The 24,194-nt window shown below is 55.7% G+C and carries 19 protein-coding genes; 10 read left to right on the forward strand and 9 right to left on the reverse strand.

Features of this window, described 5'->3' with window-relative positions; translation table 11 throughout:
- Positions 1-1,901 (reverse strand): methyl-accepting chemotaxis protein (locus AC2T28_RS21270; RefSeq protein ID WP_486750654.1); only part of this gene is annotated, 1,901 nt, incomplete at its 3' end.
- A gap of 425 nt (positions 1,902-2,326) precedes the next feature.
- Here AC2T28_RS21270 and AC2T28_RS21275 point away from each other — a divergent pair.
- The 8 genes from AC2T28_RS21275 to AC2T28_RS21310 all read left to right on the forward strand — a co-directional run bounded on the left by AC2T28_RS21275 (position 2,327) and on the right by AC2T28_RS21310 (position 8,983).
- A complete protein-coding gene (locus AC2T28_RS21275) occupies positions 2,327-2,614 on the forward strand; it encodes an STAS domain-containing protein (RefSeq protein WP_486750655.1) in 288 nt (95 codons plus the stop codon).
- The gene (locus tag AC2T28_RS21280) at positions 2,611-2,985 is read left to right on the forward strand and encodes a response regulator (protein WP_486750656.1); all 375 of its coding nucleotides are present in this window, start codon (positions 2,611-2,613) and stop codon (positions 2,983-2,985) included. Before AC2T28_RS21275 ends, AC2T28_RS21280 begins: the two co-directional genes overlap by 4 nt.
- A 1-nt stretch (position 2,986) precedes the next feature.
- Positions 2,987-5,212 carry a chemotaxis protein CheA gene (locus AC2T28_RS21285; protein WP_486750657.1) on the forward strand — a complete coding sequence of 742 codons (2,226 nt, stop codon included), beginning with the start codon at positions 2,987-2,989 and terminating at the stop codon, positions 5,210-5,212.
- Positions 5,196-5,663: a chemotaxis protein CheW gene (locus tag AC2T28_RS21290; RefSeq protein WP_486750658.1), complete on the forward strand. Its 468-nt coding sequence runs from the start codon at positions 5,196-5,198 to the stop codon at positions 5,661-5,663. The genes AC2T28_RS21285 and AC2T28_RS21290 overlap by 17 nt, the downstream gene beginning before the upstream one ends.
- Entirely contained in the window at positions 5,660-6,520 is an 861-nt protein-coding gene (locus AC2T28_RS21295; protein ID WP_486750659.1) for a CheR family methyltransferase, read from the forward strand. Before AC2T28_RS21290 ends, AC2T28_RS21295 begins: the two co-directional genes overlap by 4 nt.
- A 35-nt stretch (positions 6,521-6,555) precedes the next feature.
- Positions 6,556-6,942: a response regulator gene (locus AC2T28_RS21300; protein WP_486750660.1), complete on the forward strand. Its 387-nt coding sequence runs from the start codon at positions 6,556-6,558 to the stop codon at positions 6,940-6,942.
- Between the two features lies 1 nt (position 6,943).
- Positions 6,944-7,300, forward strand: coding sequence for a hypothetical protein (locus AC2T28_RS21305; protein WP_486750661.1), 357 nt, complete (start codon positions 6,944-6,946; stop codon positions 7,298-7,300).
- A gap of 183 nt (positions 7,301-7,483) precedes the next feature.
- Complete coding sequence (locus AC2T28_RS21310) at positions 7,484-8,983, forward strand: caspase family protein (RefSeq protein WP_486750662.1); 1,500 nt, start codon at positions 7,484-7,486, stop codon at positions 8,981-8,983.
- A gap of 21 nt (positions 8,984-9,004) precedes the next feature.
- Here AC2T28_RS21310 and AC2T28_RS21315 read toward each other — a convergent pair whose 3' ends face one another.
- On the reverse strand, positions 9,005-9,838 hold the full coding sequence (locus AC2T28_RS21315; protein WP_486750663.1) for a M15 family metallopeptidase: 834 nt from the start codon (positions 9,836-9,838) through the stop codon (positions 9,005-9,007).
- Positions 9,839-10,173: 335 nt separating this feature from the next.
- Here AC2T28_RS21315 and AC2T28_RS21320 point away from each other — a divergent pair, with 335 nt between their 5' ends.
- Complete coding sequence (locus AC2T28_RS21320; RefSeq protein ID WP_486750664.1) at positions 10,174-10,605, forward strand: OmpA family protein; 432 nt, start codon at positions 10,174-10,176, stop codon at positions 10,603-10,605.
- A 45-nt stretch (positions 10,606-10,650) separates the two neighbouring features.
- Positions 10,651-12,792, forward strand: coding sequence for a serine/threonine-protein kinase (locus AC2T28_RS21325; protein ID WP_486750665.1), 2,142 nt, complete (start codon positions 10,651-10,653; stop codon positions 12,790-12,792).
- Positions 12,793-12,889: 97 nt separating this feature from the next.
- On the opposite strand, the gene AC2T28_RS21330 is transcribed toward AC2T28_RS21325, so the two are convergent.
- The 7 genes from AC2T28_RS21330 to tagH form a co-directional block, all read right to left on the reverse strand.
- On the reverse strand, positions 12,890-14,440 hold the full coding sequence (locus tag AC2T28_RS21330) for an ATP-binding protein (protein WP_486750666.1): 1,551 nt from the start codon (positions 14,438-14,440) through the stop codon (positions 12,890-12,892).
- Positions 14,441-14,957: 517 nt separating this feature from the next.
- The gene (locus AC2T28_RS21335) at positions 14,958-15,680 is read right to left on the reverse strand and encodes a PP2C family protein-serine/threonine phosphatase (protein WP_486750667.1); all 723 of its coding nucleotides are present in this window, start codon (positions 15,678-15,680) and stop codon (positions 14,958-14,960) included.
- Positions 15,677-16,360 carry a type VI secretion system-associated protein TagF gene (gene tagF / locus AC2T28_RS21340; protein WP_486750668.1) on the reverse strand — a complete coding sequence of 228 codons (684 nt, stop codon included), beginning with the start codon at positions 16,358-16,360 and terminating at the stop codon, positions 15,677-15,679. The genes AC2T28_RS21335 and tagF overlap by 4 nt, the downstream gene beginning before the upstream one ends.
- Positions 16,360-19,923: a type VI secretion system membrane subunit TssM gene (gene tssM / locus AC2T28_RS21345; RefSeq protein ID WP_486750669.1), complete on the reverse strand. Its 3,564-nt coding sequence runs from the start codon at positions 19,921-19,923 to the stop codon at positions 16,360-16,362. Before tssM ends, tagF begins: the two co-directional genes overlap by 1 nt.
- The gene (tssL, locus tag AC2T28_RS21350; protein ID WP_486750670.1) at positions 19,920-21,356 is read right to left on the reverse strand and encodes a type VI secretion system protein TssL, long form; all 1,437 of its coding nucleotides are present in this window, start codon (positions 21,354-21,356) and stop codon (positions 19,920-19,922) included. Before tssL ends, tssM begins: the two co-directional genes overlap by 4 nt.
- A 14-nt stretch (positions 21,357-21,370) precedes the next feature.
- Positions 21,371-22,711: a type VI secretion system baseplate subunit TssK gene (tssK, locus tag AC2T28_RS21355; protein WP_486750671.1), complete on the reverse strand. Its 1,341-nt coding sequence runs from the start codon at positions 22,709-22,711 to the stop codon at positions 21,371-21,373.
- Between the two features lie 38 nt (positions 22,712-22,749).
- On the reverse strand, positions 22,750-24,189 hold the full coding sequence (gene tagH, locus AC2T28_RS21360) for a type VI secretion system-associated FHA domain protein TagH (RefSeq protein WP_486750672.1): 1,440 nt from the start codon (positions 24,187-24,189) through the stop codon (positions 22,750-22,752).
- Positions 24,190-24,194 lie beyond the last annotated feature (5 nt).

Below are 24,194 nucleotides of genomic sequence, written 5' to 3' on the forward strand. Positions count from 1 at the left end.
TTGATCTCCATCGCCGCATCTGACGAACGCTGCGCCAAGGCGCGCACTTCGGAGGCCACAACCGCAAATCCACGACCTGCTTCACCTGCACGGGCGGCTTCAACCCCGGCGTTCAACGCCAACAGGTTGGTCTGGAAGGCGATGTCGTCAATTACGCCGATGATTTGGCTGATGTGGTTGGCAGATTCTTCGATCTCGGTCATGGCCGAAACCGCGTGCTGAACAACCTTGTCACTTTCCTCGGCCTCGACCTTGGCCTCGTTGACGATGTTTTCCACACTATGAGCCCCATCCGAAGCGGATTTGACGCTAACAGTCATTTGTTCCAACGCAGCCGCAGTCTGCTCTAGAGTGGCCGCCTGGCTTTCGGTGCGCTGCGACAGATCATCCGCAGCCTGACTGATCTCGGTGGCACCATTGCTGATGCTTTCGGCCGAGTTGACCACTTCGACAATGGTCGAGCTGAGCGTGTTCAGTGTGCGGTTAAAGTCATTGCGCAGCTGCTCGTGGTTGGCGGGGAACGGTTCAACCAGTGGCTTTGAGAAATCACCTTTGGCCATGTCGTCCAGGCCACTGGTCAGGCGGGCAACAACCTTTTCCTGTTCGTGCTGCTGTTCTGCACGTTCTTCTTCGGCGTTACGAGCCTGTTGCAGATCATCGCGCAAACTTACAAGTGTCTTGCCGATCTGCCCCAGTTCATCACCGCGCAGGGATGACGGAATGTCGCCCTGCAGATTGCCTTCGGCGACCTCATCCATGCTTACACAGATACGGGCGATCGGACGGGTAATGCTGCGTGCAAACATCCATCCGAAGAAGGACATCACGGCTGCAAGAAGAGCGGAAGCTAGCAGCAATTTATTGCGAGCGGCGTCAACCGGCGCCATAACCTCGGACCAATCCTGCTCGGCGACCAGTGCCCATTGAACATTGTGAATTTCTAGGCCGTCTGAGAACGCAATTACTCTTTGATCCTTAAGGCCAACAGCTTCGTGATAGAATTCCTTGCGACCTTCCAGGGCAGTTTCAACATGAGCATGGACGTTCATGTCATCAAGAACTTGGAATCCACCTTCGAACCGCGAGGTTGTGCGGGCTTTGTGATCAGCACCGATCAGGTAAATCTCGACACTTTCTCCCAGGCCGTCTGCATTATTTGTGATATTGGTCAGCAGGTCCACTGGGAGTTGGAACGCCAGCACACCGATAGGCTCGCCGATTTCATCCAAGACAATGCTGGAAACAAATGCGGCGGCGGCCCCATGGCTGGGAGCATAGCCCTCCATGTCAGAAAAGAACACTTCGCCGGGTTGTGCGTCGACTGCGGCCCGAAAAACTTGTGCCAGACCGGTATCCTTATAGGGGCCAGTCATCAAGTTGGTGCCATAGTCAAGCTCTTTGAACACAGTATAGATGATGTCACCTTCCAGGTTCATCATGAAGACATCATAATAACCTTTGGCTTCCATAAGTGTGCGAAGCGCAGGATGGACGCCTTCGTGATGCATATGGTACGAAGATCTGCCTTCAGCACGATCCAGCAGATGCTTTTCACCCAGTGGGTTTGGGTTGTCAGTGACATAGCCCTGACGCAGTGCTTCACCTGCATTGCCCTGATTTGCCAGGCCATTCCAGCTCATTGAGAACCGTTCAATAGCCGTTCCTGTTGAAGGCGATGCTGCAACAGACACAATGTCGGCATCTACACTGTCAAAAAAACTCTTCAAGGCCATTTCCCGGCCTGCGACGATCGCTTTGAAGCTTTCCTCCGAGCTGGCGATTGTGTTGTTTTTAAACGTGATGGTGCTGAACGTCACGAGAATGACAGTCACGAGCACACCGAAGCTGACAACAAACAATGGCAGTTTGTACGCTAACTTCATATTCATTAAAGCCTTCATCTTGTCCTCCTACGGAACGCGGCCTGGTAAGCCGTGTTTGAATTCCCTTATTCATCCACCACCGAGTGTTAATTTGAAGCTTACATCGAGCAGGTTTTTTCAAAATCTGAATATCAAGATGCCGCGCTTTATAACTACTACGGTTTGACTGGCTGGCATTTCAGCTGATCGAAGGCCGTTCAAATCCGCGCCTATAGTATAAGGAGTGTTTTCTCTTTGAATTTGCCCGGCCCGCTTTTACACAGAAGCTTGCGTCGGCAATATCGCAAAATTCGTATAAAATATTGAACAAATTGAGCCTCCAAAGACCCCTGTGAAATTGTCGGTCACATGGATTTCAGCAATCAATTGTTAAGCCCCCCGGCCTATGAATTGTGCATCGAAGTCCAACACGTCGCCGACAACGGGGGTGCGAATCGCTGCATATGACGACTGAACCACAAACACATGTTTTGGATTTGCCAAATGCATTTTCTGAGCTGACACCGCTGATCACGTTCTTGAATGGGGCACGTTCCCAGCCAATCGTGATCGACTGCAGCAAGGTGGCAATGTTGCCGTCACGCTGCTTGCAGCTGCTGCTTGGAGCGGAACAACAATGGCGATCCGAGGGACATGACTTCTCGGTCACCAATATCACCGAAGGCTGCCGCCGGGCTCTGTCCCTAATGGGGGTCGATGCCAATCGTTTTGAAGATGAGGAAACAGCATGAAAACCAAAGTTCTGGCGATAGATGATTCCCGGACCATCCGGAATTTGCTTGCAGCCTGCCTGGAAGAGGCCGGTTTTGAATATCACAGCGCCGTAGATGGCCGTGAGGGTGTAGATATCTACCCTGATGTTGCACCTGATGTGGTGATCACCGACATCAACATGCCGAACCTGGATGGTTTTGGTGTGATCGAAGAACTGCGTGGCGAAGGCATTAATTCCAAAGTGCCAATCTTGGTTCTGACCACTGAAAGCGCCGCCGACATGAAGTCTCGCGCTCGTTCTGCTGGTGCGACCGGTTGGATTACCAAGCCATTTGATGATGCTTCTCTGATCTTCGCGCTTAAGCGAGTTACAGGGGCGGCCGCATAAAATGACTGGTTCGATCATGGATACATTCTTTGAGGAGTGCGAAGAGCTCCTTGAAGCAATGGATGCGGGTCTGGCTGCCATCGAAGAGGGCGACCAGGACGCTGAGACCGTCAACGCGGTGTTTCGTGCGGTGCACTCCATTAAGGGCGGCGCTGGTGCGTTTGGCCTTGATGAACTGGTTGCCTTTGCGCACAACTTTGAAACCGTTTTTGACGATGTACGTTCAAACAAGCTGGAGCTGGACGAAAAACTGATCCAGCTACTGTTCCGCGCCAGCGACCACCTGTCTGACTTGGTGACCTGTGCACGTGACGGCGGTCAGGTGGATGAGGCACATCACAATGTGCTGATTTCCGCTCTTGCCGAGTACATCGACGAAGACGAAGAAGACTTGGTGTTTGAGCCCATGGGTGTTGGTGCGGCGTTTGAACCCGCCGCCATTGCTCCGGTGCAAGAAAAGACCTTTGAGATTCGCTTTCATCCTCTGAAAGAGATGTTCGCGACTGGCAATGAACCTTACTTCCTGTTTCAGGCTCTTTCTGATCTGGGCACCCTGTCCGTCCGCCTGGACGACAGTGAATTGCCCGGGTTTGATTCCATGGAAGATGGCGAAAGCTATATCTCCTGGGAACTGACACTGACCACGACCGAATCTCGCGAATCAGTTGATGCTGTATTTGAGTTTGTTGAAGGCTTGTGTGAGCTTTCGGTCAGCAGCGAAGGCGAGGAAGAGGAAGACGCCGATGCTTTGGCCGCTTTGAATGCTGCGTTTGGTATTCCCGCAGCTGAAGGCGCGGTTGATACTGAAAGTGCAGTGTCGCTCCCTTTAGAGCAGCCGGCGCCTGAAACTGTCGAAGCTCCCGCCCCAGTGGTGTCAGAGGTCGAAGAGGTGTCGGAACCTGCTGCTCCTATAGCCGTTGAAACGCAAGCTGCAGAACCCCAGGCCGCAGAACCTCCAGCGGCTGAAAAGTCTCCGGCTGCTAAGAAGGATGCGTCAAAATCTACGGGTCCCAAGCCGACCCTGCGGGTAGAACTGGATCGGGTTGATCGTCTGATCAATGCGGTGGGTGAGCTCATCATCAATCATTCCATGCTGGCGCAGCAAATCGCCAACCTGGATGCCAGTGACACACGCGATGTCGAAACCGAGCTTGAAGGTTTCAAAACGCTTGCGCGTGACATCCAAGAAGGCGTGATGGCCATTCGTGCACAGCCGGTGAAACCCTTGTTTCAGCGTATGGCACGTATTGTCCGCGAAGCTTCGGCGGCCACTGGTAAGACAGCCAAGTTGGTCACCGTAGGTGAAGCCACCGAAGTTGATAAAACGGTGATCGAACGCCTTGCTGATCCGTTGACCCATATTCTGCGAAACGCAGTGGACCACGGGATTGAGAATCCTGAAGTTCGCTCTGCCGCAGGCAAGGATCAAGCTGGTGAAATTCGCCTGACGGCGGCGCATCGCTCGGGTTCGGTTTGTATCGAAGTCAGGGATGACGGAGCGGGCTTGAACCGCAAGAAGATCCGTCAGATTGCCATCGACAAAGGCCTGATCCCCGAAAACGCTGAACTGAACGACAGTGAAATTGACAACCTGTTGTTCCTGCCAGGGTTCTCAACTGCCAAGGAAATCTCGAACCTGTCGGGTCGTGGTGTTGGCATGGACGTGGTGAAAAATGCGGTGACTAAACTGGGTGGTCGGGTCAATATCTCGTCTAATCCTGGGCAAGGCTCTGTGTTTTCGATCATCCTGCCGCTGACCTTGGCCGTTATGGACGGAATGGTTGTTTCGGTTGCCGGACATACCATGGTGGTGCCAATCACTGCGATTGTCGAAACCATGCGTGGCAACGACGAGATGATCAATAATCTGGGCGCCGACGGTACCCTGTTGTCCATCCGTGGCAGTTTTGTTCCGATCTGTGACGTCGCCAATACCCTTGGTTTGCGCAGTGGTGGGCAGGACGAACCTGCAGGCGTCTATCTCTTGGTGGAAACCGAAAGTGGTGATCGCTGTGCCCTGGCTGTCGACGACATCCATGATCAACGTCAAGTGGTGATCAAAAGCCTGGATGGCGTCTGTGGCAATGTCCCTGGCGTATCCGCCGCAACCATTCTGGGAGACGGCAAAATTGCCATGATCCTGGATCCTGAAAGCATCGTAACGGCGTCATCTTCGGCAGCCGTCTTTGACACCGACCGGAGGGTGAACAATGCAATTGCAAGCTGAAACCAAACACACTGAACACAGCGAGTTCGTCAGTTTCACTGTCGCGGGTCAGGCGTTCTGTCTGAAAATAACCCAGATCCGGGAAATCCGGCGGTGGCAACCGGTAACGGTACTGCCACATGCGCCAGCGGATGTGTTGGGGGTGATGAACCTGCGTGGTGCAGTGATCCCGATTTATGATCTGTCGGCTCGTTTCGGACTGGAACAAACCGAAGCCAGCGAGCGCAATGTGGTGATCGTTGTATCGGTTCACGACAAACCGGTGGGCCTGCTGGCTGAATCGGTGTCCGAAATCATCTCGATTGATCCTGATGATATCCAGGACACGCCGCATGTGGATAGCCGCAATACCATGGACTTTATCCAGGGGATCATTTCCCAGGACGACGAAATGGTGCGGATCATCAACCTCAACGCTGTAATCGCTTCAACTGAACAGGTGGCTCTGTGACAATAGCACCTTCGATAGAAACCGGTTCGGGCCAGTTTACGCTGTCAGATCAGGACTTTGATTCTGTTGCCAAGTTTGCCCACAAGAACTTTGGGCTGGCTCTGTCGAGCAACAAGAAGCCTTTGGTATCGTCGCGCCTGGCGCGACGGTTGACTAAGCTGAAGGTGCAGAATTTTGAGAGTTATCTGGCCAGCCTGGATGCCCCAGGTGGTGAGGGCGAACGTAGTGAGCTGTTGTCGCTGCTGACCACCAATGTGACACAGTTCTTTCGGGAACCGCATCACTTTGAAACTCTGCGCAATGATGTATTGCCGCCGCTGATCGAAAAAGCCCGCAAGGGTGGTCGTGTGCGGTTGTGGTCGGCAGGCTGTTCTAACGGACAAGAGCCATATACTATGGCGATGATCGTGCATAAGCTCTGCCCCGAAGCGGCCCGTTTGGATATCAAGATCCTTGGGACCGACATTGATCCTGTGGTGGTGCGGACAGCCCAGGCTGCGCAATACCCCGCTGACGAGCTGGCCCAGATTCCAGCCGACTACAGGGTCAAGGGTGACAAGGAAGACGGCAATAAAATTCCCAAGGTGCTCCGCTCGCTGGTGAGTTTTGGGGAACTGAACCTGATCGAACCCTTTCCGTTCCGCGGGAAATTCGATGCCATCTTCTGCCGCAATGTTGCGATCTATTTTGACACACCGACCCAACAGAATGTTTGGGCTGCGTTTCAGAAAACTCTTACCCCAGGTGGCTACCTGTTTATTGGCCACTCGGAACGTATGTCCGGCCCTGCAGCCTCACATCTGCAGACCTCCGGGATTACAACCTACATCAACTCTTCTGCCGGTGTTCGCACCTGATTAATCGGCAAAGCCGAACTACAAGGAACTAGAAAATGAGCCTTAAAGACTCACTGCGCGTTATGGTTGTTGATGACATGTCCACGAGCCGTGGAATCCTGACACAATGTCTGGATGAACTTGGCATCAAGAACTATATGGTTGAAAATAATGGCCAATCGGCATTTCAAAAGATTGTTGCCAGTCCGGTGCATCTTGTGCTGTCAGACTACAACATGCCGGGAATGGATGGTCTTGGGCTGCTGAAATGTCTGCGTGAAAATCGCACGACCCAGCGGACTGGCTTTATTCTGGTAACAGGTAAACCAACCCCCGAGGTGGTCGAGGTTGGACGGCGCCTGATGATGAACAACATCATCCGCAAACCGTTTACCGTCGCCACTATGAAACAAGCAATCGAACAAGTTGTAGGAAAGTTGTAAAATGAGCCTGTCGACCAGTCATTTCATAGATATGTGCGCAGTGTCTGCACGTGAAATGCGCCAGTTGCAGGCCAAAGTGTTGGAGCTTGAAGATATCGTTTTTTCCGTACTCGATAGCGATGGGAAACCGTCGAGTGCTGATATCAAAAAGCTACAGGACTTTGACCTGATCGCGCAGACACTGGGTGGGATCTCGGGATTTTTTGAGCAGCTCAACCGTCAAGTCGAAGACGATGGCAAGGCTAACCTGACCCAGGCAACCGAAGTCATTACGCTTGAGAAATTGCGCCAGCGGCTTAGCCGAACCGGAGAGATGATCGAACCCAAGGCGTCTGCCGGGACGTTTGAAGCGTTCTGATCTGCTTGAAGGTCAACGTGAGCCTGATGCAATAGATGCTTTCAGAGCAATGATCTTTTGACGCCGCCCTTTTGGGCGGCGTTTTTATGTGTCACCGCCAACCGCGGATAATTTACTTCTGCTTTGCAACCAGTGCAGGCTAGACTGGTGGTGAGTTTGTTTTGTGTGTGTTGGGTTGGTGCCATGGTTGCCTTTTTACGGATTGCCGTTGTCTTGTTTTGGGTGATGTCCCCCGCGTTGGGTCACGCTGACAGTCGACGGATTGCGCTGGTCATGGGCATGTCCGAGTATCAAACGCTTCCGCCGCTGGATAATACCAAAAATGATGCCACAGCCATCGCCGCGATGTTGGACAATATCGGGTTTGACGTCACCCTGTCGGTTGATGCTGGAACAGCCGAGGTTGAACAGTTGCTGGACGATTTTGCCTTTCGTTCAGAAGTTGCCGATCTGGCGCTGATCTATTTTGCCGGTCACGGGATCGAAGTTCAGGGCGAGAACTTCCTGATCCCGGTGGACGCAAATGTTACCAGCAATCGCGATGTCCAGCGTCAGTCGATGTCGCTGAAACGTTTGTTGTCGGCGGTAGACCGTGCCCGACAAATGCGGATCGTCATTTTGGACAGTTGTCGAAACAACCCATTGGGCGATGCAATAGCACTAGATGGCGGCAGCGAGGCGGCGACGAACACCGAAACAACCCGAGGCGCGGGTGGCGGCATGGCGGCGGCGGATCCTGATCGCGGCACTTTGGTGGCCTTTGCTGCCCGTGATGGCCAGGTGGCCTTGGACGGGATTGGTGAAAACAGCCCCTATGCCGTTGCCTTGATGGAGAAAATGGCGCAGCCGGGGTTGGAAATCAGCCTGATGTTCCGCCAAGTGCGCGACCGGGTGCTTCAGCAAACCAACAACCTGCAAGAACCTCATACCTATGGCTCGCTGACTGGTGTGCCATTTTACTTGGCCGGCGCTGCCGAGGGTCAGGTTGATGTCGCCTCGGTTGAGGCCATTGATGCCTGGTCGGCGATACGGCCAGATCAGGAAAACCAGTTGTTGGCGCTGGCGGATCAGGGCGATACCCGTTCGATGCTGGGGCTGGCCTATATGCGGCTGAATCCAAACGAAGGGCGTTTTGATCCGGCCGCAGCAGTGGCCTATTTGCAGCGCGCCGCTGACGCAGGTTCCCCCGAGGCGCAGTTTGAATTGGCCAAGCTGTATGAACGCGGAACCGGGGTGGCGGTGGACCACATCAGGGCGCTGAAGCTGTATCGCACCGCTGCGGATCAGGACTTCGCCGATGCCATCAACGATCTGGGTTTTTTACATTATCAGGGCAGTCTGGGGCTTCCGGCAGACCCACAAAAGGCGCTGACATTTTTTGAACGCGCTGCCGATCTGCGCCATCCACAGGCTCAGTTTAACTTTGCCGCGCTGATCGACGACGGGCTGATCGCCGACAAGGGCCCTAACGAGTCGGCCTATTACCTCTATCAAGCGCTGCGATCTGGCAGCTCGGATGTTTTGAACCTGCTCAGTGAACGTCCAGAGATGTTCACCAGTCAAACCCGCCGCGCCCTACAGGCGCGGTTGAAGGAAAACCAATTTTACGAGGGTGCAATCGACGGTGATTTTGGCCCTGGCACCCAGCGTGGCATTCGTCGGGCCTATGGCATCGAGGACTAGCGTGGCACGGTACAACAGGTTCTAAAGCTGCCCCTCGGCCAACCACTGGTCCAGCTGGCGACGGCTGATTTCAAAATGCATGCTGTCCTCTCGCCGGAATCCTGCACCCCAAACCCAGCCTTCATCGTTGAAAAACCCAGCAATAATCGTCAGGCCCAGTTGGGTTTTTCCATCGGTGAAATTGTCCAGCTTGCCATCAATATTCAGATCAACCGCCAGCCCGTAACTATGAGTCGACAGGGAACTCTGTGTGCCGCGGATGCGCCGCACACACAGCGCCCCGGCGGTGTTAATGCGATTATACAAGTCAGGGTCAGCGGATTGGATATTGGCAAACACCACTTTCAGACTTTCGATCGCCGGCCGCAACATGCTGACACGGATTGGCCCAACCTGCTCGGTGACCAGCTTTGCCTTTAAATCGGGGTTGGTCATGGGTTGGCATTTGTCATTCAAATCTTCGCGTGGACGGCCCAGCTTTTCAGACAAATAGGACCCGCCGGCCACACGCAAACCATTGTTCACATTTACCCGATCAGCAATCAGCACCACCTGGGCATAATCCAGATCCGCACCGGGCGTTTGTTCCCATATGGCGCGTTCCCCGTCTGCATCCGGCTCTGCCGTGATCCCCGTTCCGCCGGTCGGTAGCCGTGCCACTTCAGATCGCAACTCGGTCAGTCGGCCTTGCAGGTCTTCGATTTGCTGCCGCAACATCTCGATCTCGATGCGCGCAGTGGAATCTACAGCTGCCCCTTCAAACGCTTCTTCGGACAAAATCCATTTCAAGGCAAACCAAATGCCGGGCGTCAGCATCAAGCCAACGGCAAGGATAATTGCAGGTAAAACGCGCATGAAACCCCCTAACTTAACCACCCCAGTTCACCCTGTTCCGGTGCGCCGAGTAAAGCCCCAAGACGAATTTCTGTAAACCTCTTGGCCCCTTTAGTCTGCGCATGCTGCGTCAAAATCATTGGCAGGCCAGTGGTGGTGGTATAGGCTGAACGCTGTAACTGGTATTTTTGTATAGGGGGGGATGTGTTGTGATCCGTCTCAACGTTCTTTGTGTTAGTCTTCTAATTGTTGGTCTTGGAACCACGTCCGTATCTTTTGCGCAAACTGATGGTGAGTTGTCAGTTGATGAGCTGACTGCGGCTTTTAAAAAACAAAAGACCCGGGGCCTAGTGATAGTGCCCAGTACCACAACAGAGACAGCCGCTGACCCAACGCCTACGGAAACGGCAACAATCGCAACTGCTGCGGAGACCTACGAACCGGTTGAGCGTCAGTCGCAGATCAATGTGCAGATTTCCTTTGATTTCGACAGCGCCGCACTGCGGCCTGATCAACGGCCAAAGCTGGTCAATATGTGCAATGCGATGCAGCAGCTAACCGGCACAGTGTTTCAAATCATCGGTCACACCGACAGCTCGGGCTCCGCCACTTATAACGAGCGCCTGTCGTTGCTGCGGGCGCAAGAAGTGCGGCGTCATCTGGTCTCGGACTGTGGTCTCGATGAAGGTATGCTCAAGGCCATTGGCATGGGTGAAACTGCGCCCTATGATGACAATGATCCCCGCGCTGATGTCAATCGCCGGGTGGAATTCCAGGCCCTTGGCTAGGGGTTTGCGCGCCTTTCCAGATGCAACAGCGCCAGGGAGGGCGCCATGATGGACTCGCGTCCTGGCGATTTGTTTCAGCCTGGTGACCTGCTGAACAACACCTATCGCATTGAGCTTTTGTTGGGGCGTGGTGGCACCTCGGATGTCTACAAGGCCCGATCCGAAATCTCGGGAAATCTGGTTGCGCTCAAAGTGCTCAAGCAGGAACTGGCAGGCAACGAAGATTTCACCGTGCTGATGGCCCGCGAAGAAAACATTCGCGAAATCCGCCACGACGCTGTTGTGCGCTATTCTGAAAACCATCGCACCCCTGATGGCCATATCTACCTGCTGATGGATTTCATCGATGGTCCTGGCCTCGACAAAAAGCTGAAACAGGGCCCGATGTCGGCCGAGGATCTGTTGGTCGTGTGCCGACGGGTGGCCCAGGGGTTGCAGGCGGCACATGCCCGCAACATCGTTCACCGTGACCTGAGCCCCGACAATATCATCCTACGCGGCGGTGATCCTTCGCAGGCGGTGATTATCGATTTTGGCATCGCCAAAGACACCAATCCCGGCGCCGAAACCATTGTTGGCAATGAATTTGCCGGCAAATACTCCTATGCCGCGCCTGAGCAGCTTAGCGGCAATACCGATGCCCGCGCCGATATCTATTCGCTGGGCGCGCTTTTGCTGGCCAATTTTCGCGGCGCCCCCCCTAATCTGGGCGCAAACCCGATGGAAGTGGTCGAAAACAAGAAAAAACCACTTGATACATCGGGGGTCCCGCAGCCCCTAAAGGGGTTGATTGATCGCATGTGTGATCCCGATCCCAACCGCCGCCTGTCCAGCGCTGGCGAAGTCCTGTCTTATCTGGAAGCACCAGACTCTGTGGTTGCCAAGCCAGATAAAGACCCTGCTCCTGTTATGGATGAAGCCACAGTCATTGCCTTTCCAACACGCAAGCCCGAACCCAAACCACCTGCTGAACCCACGGGTTCCTCTCGTGGTTTTTTGCTAGCGATAGGCTTGGTTGTTTTGCTGATGGCAGCAGGCATCGGCGGCTATGTCTCAGGGGCTTTTGACAGCTTCTTTCCCAAGCCCTACCCGGTGGCTGCCCCTTTTACGCTGATCGTCGAAAAAACCAACGGCGAAGCCGCACAGGCGGTTGGCTATATGCCCTCTGAAACCACGCGCGATGCTCTGTCAGAGCTGGTGGATGACGCAGATGTCACCCTGGCTTCAGGTGAAATATCAAACACATGGGGCGAGGATGTCATCGCCAGCCTGCAACCGTTGTCAGACCTGGAACAATGGCGTTTTGTGGTCTCCAACAACAAGGCCAAACTGACCGGCTCCACGACAAATGCAGAGCTGTCGGCGCGATTGAATCAGATCTTCTCGGCGGGGCTCCCCGGAGCGCTTGAAGGCAGCGTTGATATCACATTTGTGGTGCCCATTCTGCCCCTGACCAAGGTGGAGGCCGTATTGCAGAGCACTGCCGATTGCGGCCCACTTGTGATCCCCGCCAACAGACTGACTGACGGATATGGCCCGACAGATGTTATCACCGTTACAGGTCGCGTGGCCGAAACCGCCACCCGTGTGGGTCTTTTTGATACCCTTCGCGCCATCGCAGCTGAGCGTCAGGTGGTGCTGGACCTTGAGGTTCTCAATCCCAGCCTTTGCTTGATCGAACAACACCTGCCCCGGGCGCCTGCTGGCGCAGCCCAAGTGACCTTTAGCGTCGGAGACAGTGGCGACCCCAACCCATCGGGTCGGTTTTTTGTTGGCGAAAATCCAGTGATCGACGTTGTTGTGCCCGCTGACATGACCACCGGATTTTTGACGGTATCGATTCTCGATGTCTCGGGCAATGTGTTCCACCTGCTGCCCAACATTGCACGGCCGGACAATTCGCTGGAAACCCTGCGAAACGGCCACAGTGGAGAGGTCAAAATCCGGGTTGCCTTTGGCCTGGATGAGGCCGCTGGCAAAGGCGGCATTGCCTTTCGGGTTGATGACAGCTCGCTTGGCAAAAGCAAAATCCTGGTGCTGCATTCATCCGCCCCACTGTTTGACGGCATGCGCCCCACATCCGAGAGCGCCAAGGGATTTGCCGAAGCACTGGAAGCCAGTTTTGAGGCCGACTCTGGACGAATACTGTCGCTGGACAGCCAGATTTTAGTGACGGCGCGGCCCTAGATCTTTGGTGTAATCTTGAAAGACAGGATTGGATAAAGCGAAGTGTATTAATAGATCCAAACTTCGCCTACAGCTTTTCGTGTCTCTGTTGATCTCGCTAGCCATTATTTTCGGAAAGTTCTTTCAGCGCCCGGAGCAAATTATCACGGCTTACTGGTTTCATGAGATAACGCTCTTCTGACGGATTGTTGCTTCCATGAATTGTAGCTTCGGTTGGATAGCCAGAGACAAACAGGACAGGCAGTTCCGGGAGTACTTCACGGCAACGCTTTGCAAGTTCTGGCCCCTGAGTTGAACCCGGCATTACGATATCTGTCAGCAAAATATCCGGGCAAACTCCATTTTCGACGTGGCGCATAGCGTCGTCTCCAGTCGAACAGGCTAAAATTCGATAATTCTCTTTCTGCAACTGGCGCACAACGATATTGCGAACACTCTCCTCATCTTCAACATATAGGATCAGTTCGCCTGTTTCGATGTCGCCCTCCTTAGACTGATTTTCCTCGGGTTCGAGGGTACGAGACTGTGCAGGGAAGTATAACTTTAACGTCGTGCCTACGTTTTTCTCGCTGTAAATTCGAATGGCGCCGTTAGACTGTTGTATGAAACCAAATACCATTGATAGGCCAAGTCCTGATCCCTTACCCACGGGTTTTGTGGTGAAAAATGGGTCAAAAACCTGTTCTGCCACTTCAGGCTCCATTCCTTCTCCGGAGTCCGAAATAGCCAACATCACATAGCGTCCTGGAGCTATTCCTTCGTCTGCGATGTCAATATAATCGCTGTGAATTCGTACGTTACTTGTTTCAATTGTTATACGGCCTCCATCAGGCTGCGCGTCACGTGCATTATTGACGATATTTAAAATGGCGGTTTGTAGCTGCGCGGTATCGACTTCAGAAGTCCACAAACCCGCATCCGTAACCGTGTTTAATTCTATATTTGCAGGCAACAATCTGCGGACCATGCGGTCTGAGCTTTTGACGACTACATTCAAATCTATTTCCCTAGGCGTCAGGTGCGCTTGGCGGCCATAACTGAGCAGTTGCTGTGTCAATCTGCCACCACGCAAAGCCGCGTTTATCGCATCTTCAATGAATTCCGCGCGGCTTTTGTCGTCTGGATTGTCTCTGAGAAACTCCAAGTTTCCCAAGACGATTGCCAACAAATTGTTAAAGTCATGCGCGACGCCGCCGACCAAAGCACCAATGGCTTCCATACGCTGCTTCTGATGTAGTTCAGCAGAAACACGTTTTGCTTCTGAATTGTCGAAAATGATGGCAAGCGAACGAACATGATCGCCATGTTCGTCGTATTGGGAGATTGCCGACAGCAATACAGGCAGTAGCGTTCCGTCTTTGCGTACAAAATCATACTCGACGTTGTAGATTTTTCCGGCTTTGATCACCTTTGGCTGGGCAACTTCGATGGCATATTTTCGGGATTCATCACTCAGAAAGTCGATCCCCTTTCGGCCCTCCATTTCTTCGACCGTATACCCAAGTCTGTCCGCCCAAAATTGACTGACCCGAATAAATCGCCCTGTTTCGTCTATGGTGTGCATCAAAACAGGAGCCGACTTGAATAGGGGCTCCAATGGATCATCTGTACCCAGCGATTTCCAGAAATGAAGGATATTATTTGTCATTGGGGCAAGGCCCGGACACACCACTGCGTTCAGAATGAATCGTTGTAAAGCACGCTAATTGAAACATGTGGTGCATGGTAGTTTGGTACATCTCTTTGTCCTCTAGTCTTGGCATCACTTAGATCGCTGCTAAACTAATAGAAAAGCTCGGAAATATTTCGCAGGTGAAGAACCGGTCCGCATATTGCTGTGCAGGGATGCTCAAAATGGTCACTGATCCTTTCCCGCCAAACATTTCAGCAACAAGGCGAGGTGTTCAGCGCAGTCCATGAGATTACCCCTAAAGCTATCCTTCAAGCCTGAACTGCATAATATGGTAGAACTTGGGCGATAGGTTTCCAGTCAACGAATGGTGCCGTTCGAAGTTATCGCGATACATCGAGTTGTTGCCTGGATCAGGTCGTTAGGGCGGCCTGAGAGCCTTTCAAAATTCAACTTTGCAAAGGGCATTTACTGCGCAGAGTGGGCATTGGAGAGCGTCATAATATTCAGCCCGTATCCCCGTTGTTCCACGACCCTACAACACATCCACCACAATTGCTGAGATGTTGTCGGCCCCACCACCCGCCAGCGCCACTTGTACCAGCCGCTCAACCACTGTCTCAATCGGGGTTGTCGCCAAAATGTCCTGTAACATGGCAAAGGTGGCGTATTTAGTGAGCCCGTCCGAGCAAATCAAGAACCGGTCGCCAGCCTGTGCCTCGCCGCGGATCTTGTCCAGCTCCAACTCGTCCCCGACACCCACAGCGCGGGTGATGGCGTTGGAATGGGGGTGCTGTTCGGCCTCGTCCCAGGTCATCTTTCCCGCCAGCACGTATTCGGCCACCGATGAATGGTCGGTGGTCAGCATCTCAATTGCCCCGTCCCGCAACCGGTAAATGCGACTATCGCCAGCCCACAGTCCAACAAAATGCCCATTGGCCAGCATCAGTGCCACAACAGTAGCGCCGATAACCCCGGTGCCGCGGGCATCTGCTTCGGCCAGGATCAGACGGTGGGCATTTTGGATGGCATCGCGCAGGGCATGCATGCGGGCCCTCGGGGCCAGCCCAACCGGGATCATGGCGACAGAATCCGCCACCGCACGGCTGGCATAGTCCCCGGCCTGATGCCCCCCCATGCCATCCGCGACCAGCCAGATGTCATGTTCGGGCAAAGCAAGGATCGAGTCCTCGTTGACCTTGCGCTTTAGCCCGACATGAGTTTGCACGGTATAGCGATAGTTGTGGAACTGGTTCATAGCGGTCGTGCCTCGTTCCAGATGGGGGCTGCCATGTCAAACAAGCCCAGTGCGGCGGGGCCAGCTGGTAGCCCCTGACAGATCATCATCCGCGGAACCCCATCCAGAATGGCGGTCCACAGGCTGGCACCGCTGACAGTTTTGCCCAGCAGATCCCCGGCCAACATATTGGGTAACACATCGGTGCTGCCTGCCCCTGTCATCACTATGCAGCCCTCGGCCTGGCGCAGAGGTGAATGGGCCCGTTGCGCGGGCACAGAAAATTTGGCCAAGGCCTCTGCCAGCTTGTCACGTTTCATATCATCCTCCAGCGAGGCAAGCGCCAGATCCTCAAGTTGCTCAAACAGGTCCAGTTCAGACAGATGATCCAAGGCCGCCGGCCCCGGCGTAGGTAGCGCCGCCATCAGCGTCAGCGGAAACCGTCGCCCCACTCGATCAACCGAAGGCATTAGCACGCCAATCACCTTTTCCGGGCCCGCCAATCCAGGCGACAGGGTGAACCGCCAGATCGGGGCCGACATGTAATAGCCATCCCAATACGGCCCATGCGCGCCCTGCCCGGTCAGCAACAACTGCTGCAACCAGTTATCCCAGACCGGTACAAATCCTGGCGGTGGCGTCAGCCGAAAGAAGTCTCCCACCGAGGGTATTTTGCCAAATGCGCCAAACCCCATCGTCATCACATCGACTTGGGGCAGTTGAATTTGGCCATGGCCGGCAGGGCAAACGGATTGATCACCGATCCCGATTGCAGCTCGAACAGGGCCAGCCGACCGCCCACTCGGAAATTCACCCGGCGGCGGTCTGATACATTGGTGCGCCGCACTTCGGCGGAATCCAGCAGCCGGAACCAGGCCCAAGGCCCATCCCGTGACATGATGTTTTCGTTGTCGCGTTTCTTGGGCAACAGGGTAATGCGCGCCAACCCCACCGACCCGGGCCATGTCACCGCCACCGGAGTCGGCGGTCCCGAACGATGACCATAGGCCACTTGTACGCCGTCAATTTCCAGCAGCACTTCTTTGGCTTTGGGATCCAGCGCCTTAGGGCTGATCTGAAACTGTACAGCCGGTGTTGGTCCTGCAGCAAAAAACGCATCGCGAATTTCGGCGGCATATTGCATCTGTACCAGCACCGCCGGGCTGATCCCCAGATCCACGTCGTTCACCCGTTTCCAGGTCCACGGCCGACTGCGCGTATCTACAAACTTGGCCAGGTTCTCGTTAAAGAACCCGTCAATCAACCCTCCCGGCGAGAACAGCTTGGCAAAATCGGCCATTGCCACATCCGCCCGAGCCCGTCGGTTAAACGGATATCGATTGTCCAGCGCCTGGGTGCAAAACGGCAGCACCGAAGCCTGCCAACGCGCATTGATCGACGCGCGTGTGCCCTCGGATGTGATGCCTGATGACCCTGTTGCAATCTGTGATGCCCAGCGTTGCACTGGCCCCTCGGCCCGCGCAGCGGATTGCTGGAACTGCACAAGCGCCTCGCCACCACCAGTGACACCACTAAACGACTGCTTGCTCAGGTCTTGGTACACCAATTGCAAGGTCACCATCAGATCATCAAGTTGCGAGGGCTGCCCTTCGGGCCGCAGCACCAGATTGTGCAACCACTGAAACCGGTCCTGCACATACGACCCCGGCGGTTTGGGTGGCACGCCTTCCCCCTCCCCGGCTGATTTCACCAGCGCCTCTAGCAGGATCTGCCCTTGGATTGACAGGTTTGACCGCGCCTCGATCGCCGCCACCTGCGATGCTCCGCCCGATAACGCGGTTGTATCCAGTGCAACCCGGTCCTCGGCCAGGCTGGTTTCCTTGGACACCTCGGTCAGGATGTTGACGATAGGGGATGTTGGCCCGGACAGCACATTTGTCACCTCAACCGAATGACTAAGCGATTCCAGTGGGATGATGTCCACGTCACCCAGAATGCCGTCATAGCGGGTGATATAGTCGTTGTAATACAGATCCAGCACATCCCGGCTAAGCGCCAGCAGGACGGAGTTGCTTTGCTCATCGGCGCTGCGTTGCCCCAGAACCCAGGCTTCACGCTGGACCCGTTCGGCGACACTGACCGCTTCGGGCAGGAACACATTGTGGAACCCATCATAGGTGAATATGCCCTCGATCCCATCGTTCAGCGGCTTGCCTGAACTGCGCACCAGCACCCGTTTGACAGATGGCCCACCCACATCCGTGAGCCGCCATTTGGGCAGGCTGGTGGCCTTGTTGGAGTTGATGATGCCGTTGTAAACCCGGTGCGCCAGTGGCAGCTCTGACAGGATGTCCTGCACCTGCTTGATCAGGTCGCCGTTCAGCGCCACCTCCTCCATCGGCTGTGACAACAGCGCTGTCAGATGGTCCATCAAATCGTCGCGCAACTGCTGCCGGGCAATTCCGGGATAGGCCACCAACTCCCAGTCCAACCGCATCCATTCCTTGACCAGATCGGGGTTCATCGGCCCCTGCAGCCCCAGCATCAGATAGATCTTGAGCGCTTCGTACAGCACATCAGAATTGTTGATATTGCCCTCGATCTGCTCTTCCAACCGCACCAGCAGGCGTGGCAACAGGCGCTGGTTCAGCGCCGCGCGATAGGTCTGTGCCGCCTGGGTGCCAACCACTTCGCCCTGATACAGCCCATAGGTCAATTCTCGCTCGGGCTCGGGGTCAGACAGCACCGGATTGGCGGGCAGGTCGCGCAACAGGTTCAGCGCCTCGGCAATGGGGACCAAATCGGTATCCCCCACCGGGCTGGGCGGCAGAGTTGCAGCGGCGGCTTGATAGGCCGAAACCTGTTCCTCGGCTTCTTCAATCAGCTCGGCGTTTTCCAGGTATGAGTTCACCCACAGCCCGCCAGTGGTCAGCGCCACCACAATAGTCGCCGCAATGGCAACGCGGCGAGTCCAGCGATAGCGGCGTTCCACCTTATCATCCGCTGAAACCAGCCCAGCCTCGGGGAACATCACGCCCTCAAACAGCCGGGTCAGAAAGAACGACCGGCCAGTCCCCTGCCCGGTGCCAATCGCTTGCCGACCAATGCCAAAGGTCTGCGCCATACCCAGCATCAGCCGGTCAATTGGCGTACCCTCTTGGGTGCCGGATGCAAAATAGATACCGCGCAGCATCTGCCGTTGGTCATACCGATTGTCCTGAAACACCTCGTTCAGGAAATCCCGCGCCACATTGCGCACCGAGGCAACCTGTGCAGGGAACCCCGCCACCAAGGCGCGGCGCTGATGATCTGTCTCGCCCTGCATTTTTTCCAGCAGCTGCGCATTTAGCTGCCCCAGTAACAGGGCAAATTCCTCGTCAAACCGCGCAATCGGGGGTTCCTCTTTTTTGCTTTTGGGCAATGGCAGGGTAAAGCCCCAGACCTGTTCACGGTCTTCCTTACCCAGGGTGTCGTGGAACTCGCTAAAGCCGGCAATCAGATCCGCCTTGGTAAACAGCACGTAAACCGGGAACCGCACGCCAAGCTGCTCACGCAGTTCCGACAACCGTCGCCGCACCGCCTGTGCATGCCCCTTTTGGGTGATCTCATCCTGCAACGACAGATCTGACAGTGAAATCGCAATCACCGCGCCATTGATGGGTTGCCGCTTACGGTATTTCTTGAGCAACCCAAGAAAGCCGATCCAGGCCGCATTATCCGCCTCGGCGTCACTTTCCTGCGTGGTGTAGCGGCCCGCGGTATCAATCAGCACCGCATCATTGGTGAACCACCAGTCACAGTTGCGGGTGCCGCCTACTCCGCCAATCGCCGCCTTGCCCAGCTTTTCGGCCAGGGGGAATTGCAGCCCCGAGTTCACAATCGCTGTGGTCTTGCCTGCCCCGGGCGGGCCAATCATCACGTACCACGGCAGCTCGTTCAGGTGCCGCCGCCCGTTCTTGGATTTGCGCAGCTCAATCATCGCATGTTTGAACTTGCCACGCAGCTCACCCAGCTCTTCGACCAGCACATCGTCTTCGCTGGTGTCCACAGACTCGGCAATTTCTTCGCTCATCTCGCGGTCTTTGCGGCGGCGACGCCAAAAGATGAACCCAATCAACAACAGGAAGAACACCCAGATCAGCACGATGGTGATGATCCGGGCCTTCTCGGTGTCAAAGGGGCGCCATTCCTCGCCGCCGATAAAGGGGGCAAAGAACCAGGTGCAAGCCGACAGGGTCAGCGCAAAGATAATCAGCAGCGAATAGATCGATTTGAACAGCGGTACGATATAGCGGCGGATCATTGGTCACTCTCCTGTACCAGCAAAACTTCGATGCGCCGATTGCGCGCGCGTCCCTCACGGGTGCTGTTATCGGCCAGCGGTTCCTTGTCTGCGCGACCTTCGGCGGTGAGCCGGTCGGGGTCGGTCAATACCTTGGCCATACGCGCCATCACCGACTTTGCCCGCGCCAGCGACAGGTGCATGTTGGATGGGAACCGCGAGGATCGAATGGGCACATTGTCGGAATGGCCAACTACAATCAGTTTGCCCTTTTCATCGTTCAGCGCCTGCGCCAGCCGGTCAATGCGACCCTCAAAATCAGCCTGCAACGTGTCGGACCCCGATCCAAACATACCCGACCCGGCCACGCGAATGATCAGCGTGTTGCCTTTCTGGAAAACCTCAACAATGCCCTCGGCAATCTCGGGCTCCAGAAAACCCGAAACTTTGGCCACCTGATCGACAACCTCAACCGATGGCGGCGGCGGAGGGGGCGGCGGCGCACGGCGTTCCAGTTGGGCCACCGGACCCGCATCAACAATCGACAACTGGCCAACAATCCGCTCGGTCTGGTTCGACAACGCCCAAGATAGGCCGGCAAACTGCAGCCCCAACAACAGCGCCGTCACTGTCAGTGAAATCCACACCAACCGCCAGGCCGACAAAGCCTTGAAGGGCTTCTTCAAGCCCTCCCAATGGGGGGCCAGATCGCGTTCTACCGGGCCACGCTGCCCCCGGATGATCCGCGCCAGCGCGCCACGGATCTGCATGTGCTTCTCTTGCCCGCCCTGCTCTACCCGCAACCGGCCTTCAAATCCCAGCGACATGCACATGTACAGAAATTCGAGCATATCAATATTGCCGCCGGGCTCTTTTTCCAGCCGCGCCAGCAAGTCATAGAACCGATCGCCGCCGACGGTTTCGCGGTGAAAGGTGCCCACCATCGACTGCAAGCCCCAGCTGGATTGCCCCCCCCAGGGCGTGTTCAGCACCACATCGTCCAGCGTGGCACACATGGCGTAACGGGCGATCTTAACCGTCTGCGCCGCGATCCCTGCCTGCAATGCCCGGTTTTCAAACCCACGCACCTCGGCCACGACGCTTTGGCGTAGCTTGTCCGGATCCATGTGTTGAGCGCGATTGCGAATGCGGCTGATCAGGGCAAACAGGGTCGAGGCACAGGCTGTGAGCTGGTTCATCCCCGTCACCGCCACCTGAGCGGGCTTGCCCACACCCGCACTTGCGGCTGGTTTTGCCGCCGCCGGAGCCGCCGCCTGTGGCACCCCAAAGGCATCCCCACCCGATGGCTCAGGGATGGCAGAAGGATCAGGGTTTGGCGTGGGCGTGGGGTGCGCAGACTGCGGGGTCGCAGATCGACGCCCACCCGGATTGGGCCGGATCACCGTTTTATCGGTGTCGTTTGGTTCCGCAAACGGGTCGTCGAAATCGCCCATGTCCTATTCCTGTTTCAAGTGTTGCGAATGGCCCAAAGCTCCATCTTCAGCCCAGGAAATTGCCCAGACACATGCACCGCAATGCCGCCCGAGGTGGTCATTTTACCCCAATAGGGGCTGTCGCCGTCCATTTCGAAATAGACCACACCAGCATGATAAGGGATCTGTCGCGGGGCCACTGGTAGGGGTCGCAGCGTGATCCCCGGCAGGGCCGAGTTGACCAGCTGACGGATTTCCTCGACCGGGCCAATCTTGGCCTGCCCCGCAAAATGGCGACGCACATCTTCGGCCGGAATGTCGGCATTCACCGCCAGTACAAACCCGGCATTGCCCAACAGCTTGCGATCGGCAATGACACCAACCGAAATGCCATATTTGCGCTCTTCCAGCGGGATCGAAATCGCCGTCTGTTCCAGAACCGAGCTCAGATATTGCCGCAGGGTCCGAATGACCGGCGCAAAACAGCTGGTTAGGTCGTCATGTGTATAGGGCGGAAACTCCGGCGCCTGCTTGTCTGCCGACATCAGAACCGACAGTTCTCCAGCCAGGGCTGCGCTGGTGACAAACAGGGTCTCCGGGTGCAGGTTCTCTATTCGCGCCATATGGCGCACCACCGGCAGCATCCGATTGACCACCATCAACAGCATGAAATCCGAGATCTCGGCTGCACCGCGCGTGGCCCCGCCTTCGGACAATCGCCCAGCCAGTGCCTCCATCCGATGCGCCAGCAACCCCTCAAGCTCTCGCAGGAAACCGCTCAGCGCCGGGGCGGCACGCACATCCAGGCACGACGGAATAAAGGCCTGATCCAGAATGATTTCCTTGTCCGGACGCACCTCGATGATCCGGGCCACGGGCACCGACAGGCGGTCAGCCAGATCATCCACCTGCAGCGCAAACTGCAACCGCATCTTGCCCACGTCCAGCTCAACCGGCTTGCGCTCGTTGCTCGTGATATCGCTGACCTCTTGTTTCGAGGGGCGCAATCGGCTGGCTGACATTTCCGACCCCGACAGGTCTACCTCGGTCGCGCCTTGGCGGCGCTGCGGTACGGTCAGGTAAACGATGCAATCCTTGATTGTCGTTGGCACCTCAAGTGCGGGGGGGTGGGGATCAACCATCGGCACCCGAAACACAGACCCATCATGGGTCAGACCTTCGCAGTTTTTCAGTGCAAACTGCCCCACCTTCAGCGCCTCGTGATCAATCTCAAGCCCATTGACCCCCCAGGCATAGGGGCGCATCCGGCGTGCCAGCCCGGTGACCAGAGCCTCGGTGTAACGATCCGACTGCTGGAAATGATGCGGCTGTAAAAACAGCCCCTCGGTCCAAAGCACTTTGCTGTCCCAGGACACCTGGATCTCCTTTTCCTAGTTCAACGCTTGCGCGTCGATTATTCCTTTAATCTGTCCAGTTGTTCCTTGTAGGCACGCGCAAATTCGCGGCTAAACAGATCGTGAAAATCATTTTCTGCCTGATCCGAAATCTCGGAATACAGCTGTTCGTAAACGTCCCAGTACCGGGCCTTCTTGCCTTTCAAGAGGCCGCCAATGCCTCCGTGATCTTGGATCTGAGCTTCCAGCACTTTGGGATCGAGCCGTTTCAGCACGCCCTTTAGCGCCGCCTCCATGCCCGTGAGCATCGCCACCTCATGCGCCTTGATATCTTTCAGCGCCTGTTCAGCAGCGGTTTCCGGGCTCAGGTAGCCTTTGGTTGTGGGGCGCACCATCGCCTCGATGGCTTGCTCTGGCGTGATCGAGAACTTCAGCGGGTTGTTGCCCCCAGCCGAGATCATCGTTTGTTCAATCCGAAACTCGGATTTGATCGACGCCCGTGTCATCAGAATTTCCCGCAGCCCCACGATCAAGGTCCGCATCACCCGGCCCATGCGCCCCAATGTGTTATGCTGCTCTTCGGTCTCAAGCTTCAGATCATCCGCCCCTAGCCCACTTAAAAAGGCATCAATCGCTGCGGCCTGCTCATCCGAGTCAACGGCCACTTGCGGTGCCTGTTCGGCTTTGATCGGTTCGACAACCGGGGGCGGCGCAACTGCTATGTCCGCCGCTGGTGCAGCAGGAGGTTCAGGCATTACTTCTGCTGGCGTTGGCGTTGGCGTTGGCGTTGGCGTTGAAGGCTCGCCGATATCTGTCAAAAAGTCATCATCCCAATCATCTGGAATAGTGGCCGCCTGGGCTGTTTGCGACGCAAAGGCATCATGGGCCGAGGGGCTGTGACTGGGCAGGCTGGCCCCCTCCCCTTCGCGGCCATCCGTTGGTTTTTGGAAAAATGGATCTTCGTCTTCGCCCATCGGCGGCAACAGCTCGTCAATAGGGTCCACCGGGTTAATCTGAGACGGGCCGGTTGGCGTTGGCGCACCCAGCAAGTCATCCAGAAAATCCCCCCCCGGCCCGGCGTCATCCAACAGCTTCATGGGGTCAGGCGCGTTTTCGGCAATCCCATGCGAGGCTGCGGCTTGAGCTGCCGGGGCTGCAATAAGGTCGCCAATATCCGCCAGATCACTTTGGATTTCGACCACCATTTCGTAATTGCCAACACTCAGAACATCGCCATTGTTCAACGGGGTTGGCGTGCGCCCCAGTGGAATTTTTGAGTAGTTCAGAAATGTGCCGTTCGAGCTGAGATCGACCACCACGACATTACCATTGTGATCTTCAATCACACAATGACAGCGCGACAGCAGCTGATCAGGATCTGGCAAAACCAGATCATTGCTGTCACCACGCCCTACCGTCAGGCTGGGCCCGCGCATTGGCACCGGCGCGGAATCGCCCGGAATACTGCCTGAACTTTGGAATTTCAGCGTCACTGCCATACCTG

It is taken from the genome of Parasedimentitalea nitratireducens, from assembly GCF_057444295.1.

Bases quoted from the DNA above. Each gene is read 5' to 3' on its own strand.
- AC2T28_RS21275 (WP_486750655.1), top strand. From the start codon at position 2,327: ATGACGACTGAACCACAAACACATGTTTTGGATTTGCCAAATGCATTT.
- AC2T28_RS21280 (WP_486750656.1), top strand. From the start codon at position 2,611: ATGAAAACCAAAGTTCTGGCGATAGATGATTCCCGGACCATCCGGAAT.
- AC2T28_RS21285 (WP_486750657.1), top strand. From the start codon at position 2,987: ATGACTGGTTCGATCATGGATACATTCTTTGAGGAGTGCGAAGAGCTC.
- AC2T28_RS21290 (WP_486750658.1), top strand. From the start codon at position 5,196: ATGCAATTGCAAGCTGAAACCAAACACACTGAACACAGCGAGTTCGTC.
- AC2T28_RS21300 (WP_486750660.1), top strand. From the start codon at position 6,556: ATGAGCCTTAAAGACTCACTGCGCGTTATGGTTGTTGATGACATGTCC.
- AC2T28_RS21305 (WP_486750661.1), top strand. From the start codon at position 6,944: ATGAGCCTGTCGACCAGTCATTTCATAGATATGTGCGCAGTGTCTGCA.
- AC2T28_RS21310 (WP_486750662.1), top strand. From the start codon at position 7,484: ATGGTTGCCTTTTTACGGATTGCCGTTGTCTTGTTTTGGGTGATGTCC.
- AC2T28_RS21315 (WP_486750663.1), bottom strand. From the start codon at position 9,838: ATGCGCGTTTTACCTGCAATTATCCTTGCCGTTGGCTTGATGCTGACG.
- AC2T28_RS21325 (WP_486750665.1), top strand. From the start codon at position 10,651: ATGATGGACTCGCGTCCTGGCGATTTGTTTCAGCCTGGTGACCTGCTG.
- AC2T28_RS21330 (WP_486750666.1), bottom strand. From the start codon at position 14,440: ATGACAAATAATATCCTTCATTTCTGGAAATCGCTGGGTACAGATGAT.
- AC2T28_RS21335 (WP_486750667.1), bottom strand. From the start codon at position 15,680: ATGAACCAGTTCCACAACTATCGCTATACCGTGCAAACTCATGTCGGG.
- tagF (WP_486750668.1), bottom strand. From the start codon at position 16,360: ATGACGATGGGGTTTGGCGCATTTGGCAAAATACCCTCGGTGGGAGAC.
- tssM (WP_486750669.1), bottom strand. From the start codon at position 19,923: ATGATCCGCCGCTATATCGTACCGCTGTTCAAATCGATCTATTCGCTG.
- tssL (WP_486750670.1), bottom strand. From the start codon at position 21,356: ATGGGCGATTTCGACGACCCGTTTGCGGAACCAAACGACACCGATAAA.
- tagH (WP_486750672.1), bottom strand. From the start codon at position 24,189: ATGGCAGTGACGCTGAAATTCCAAAGTTCAGGCAGTATTCCGGGCGAT.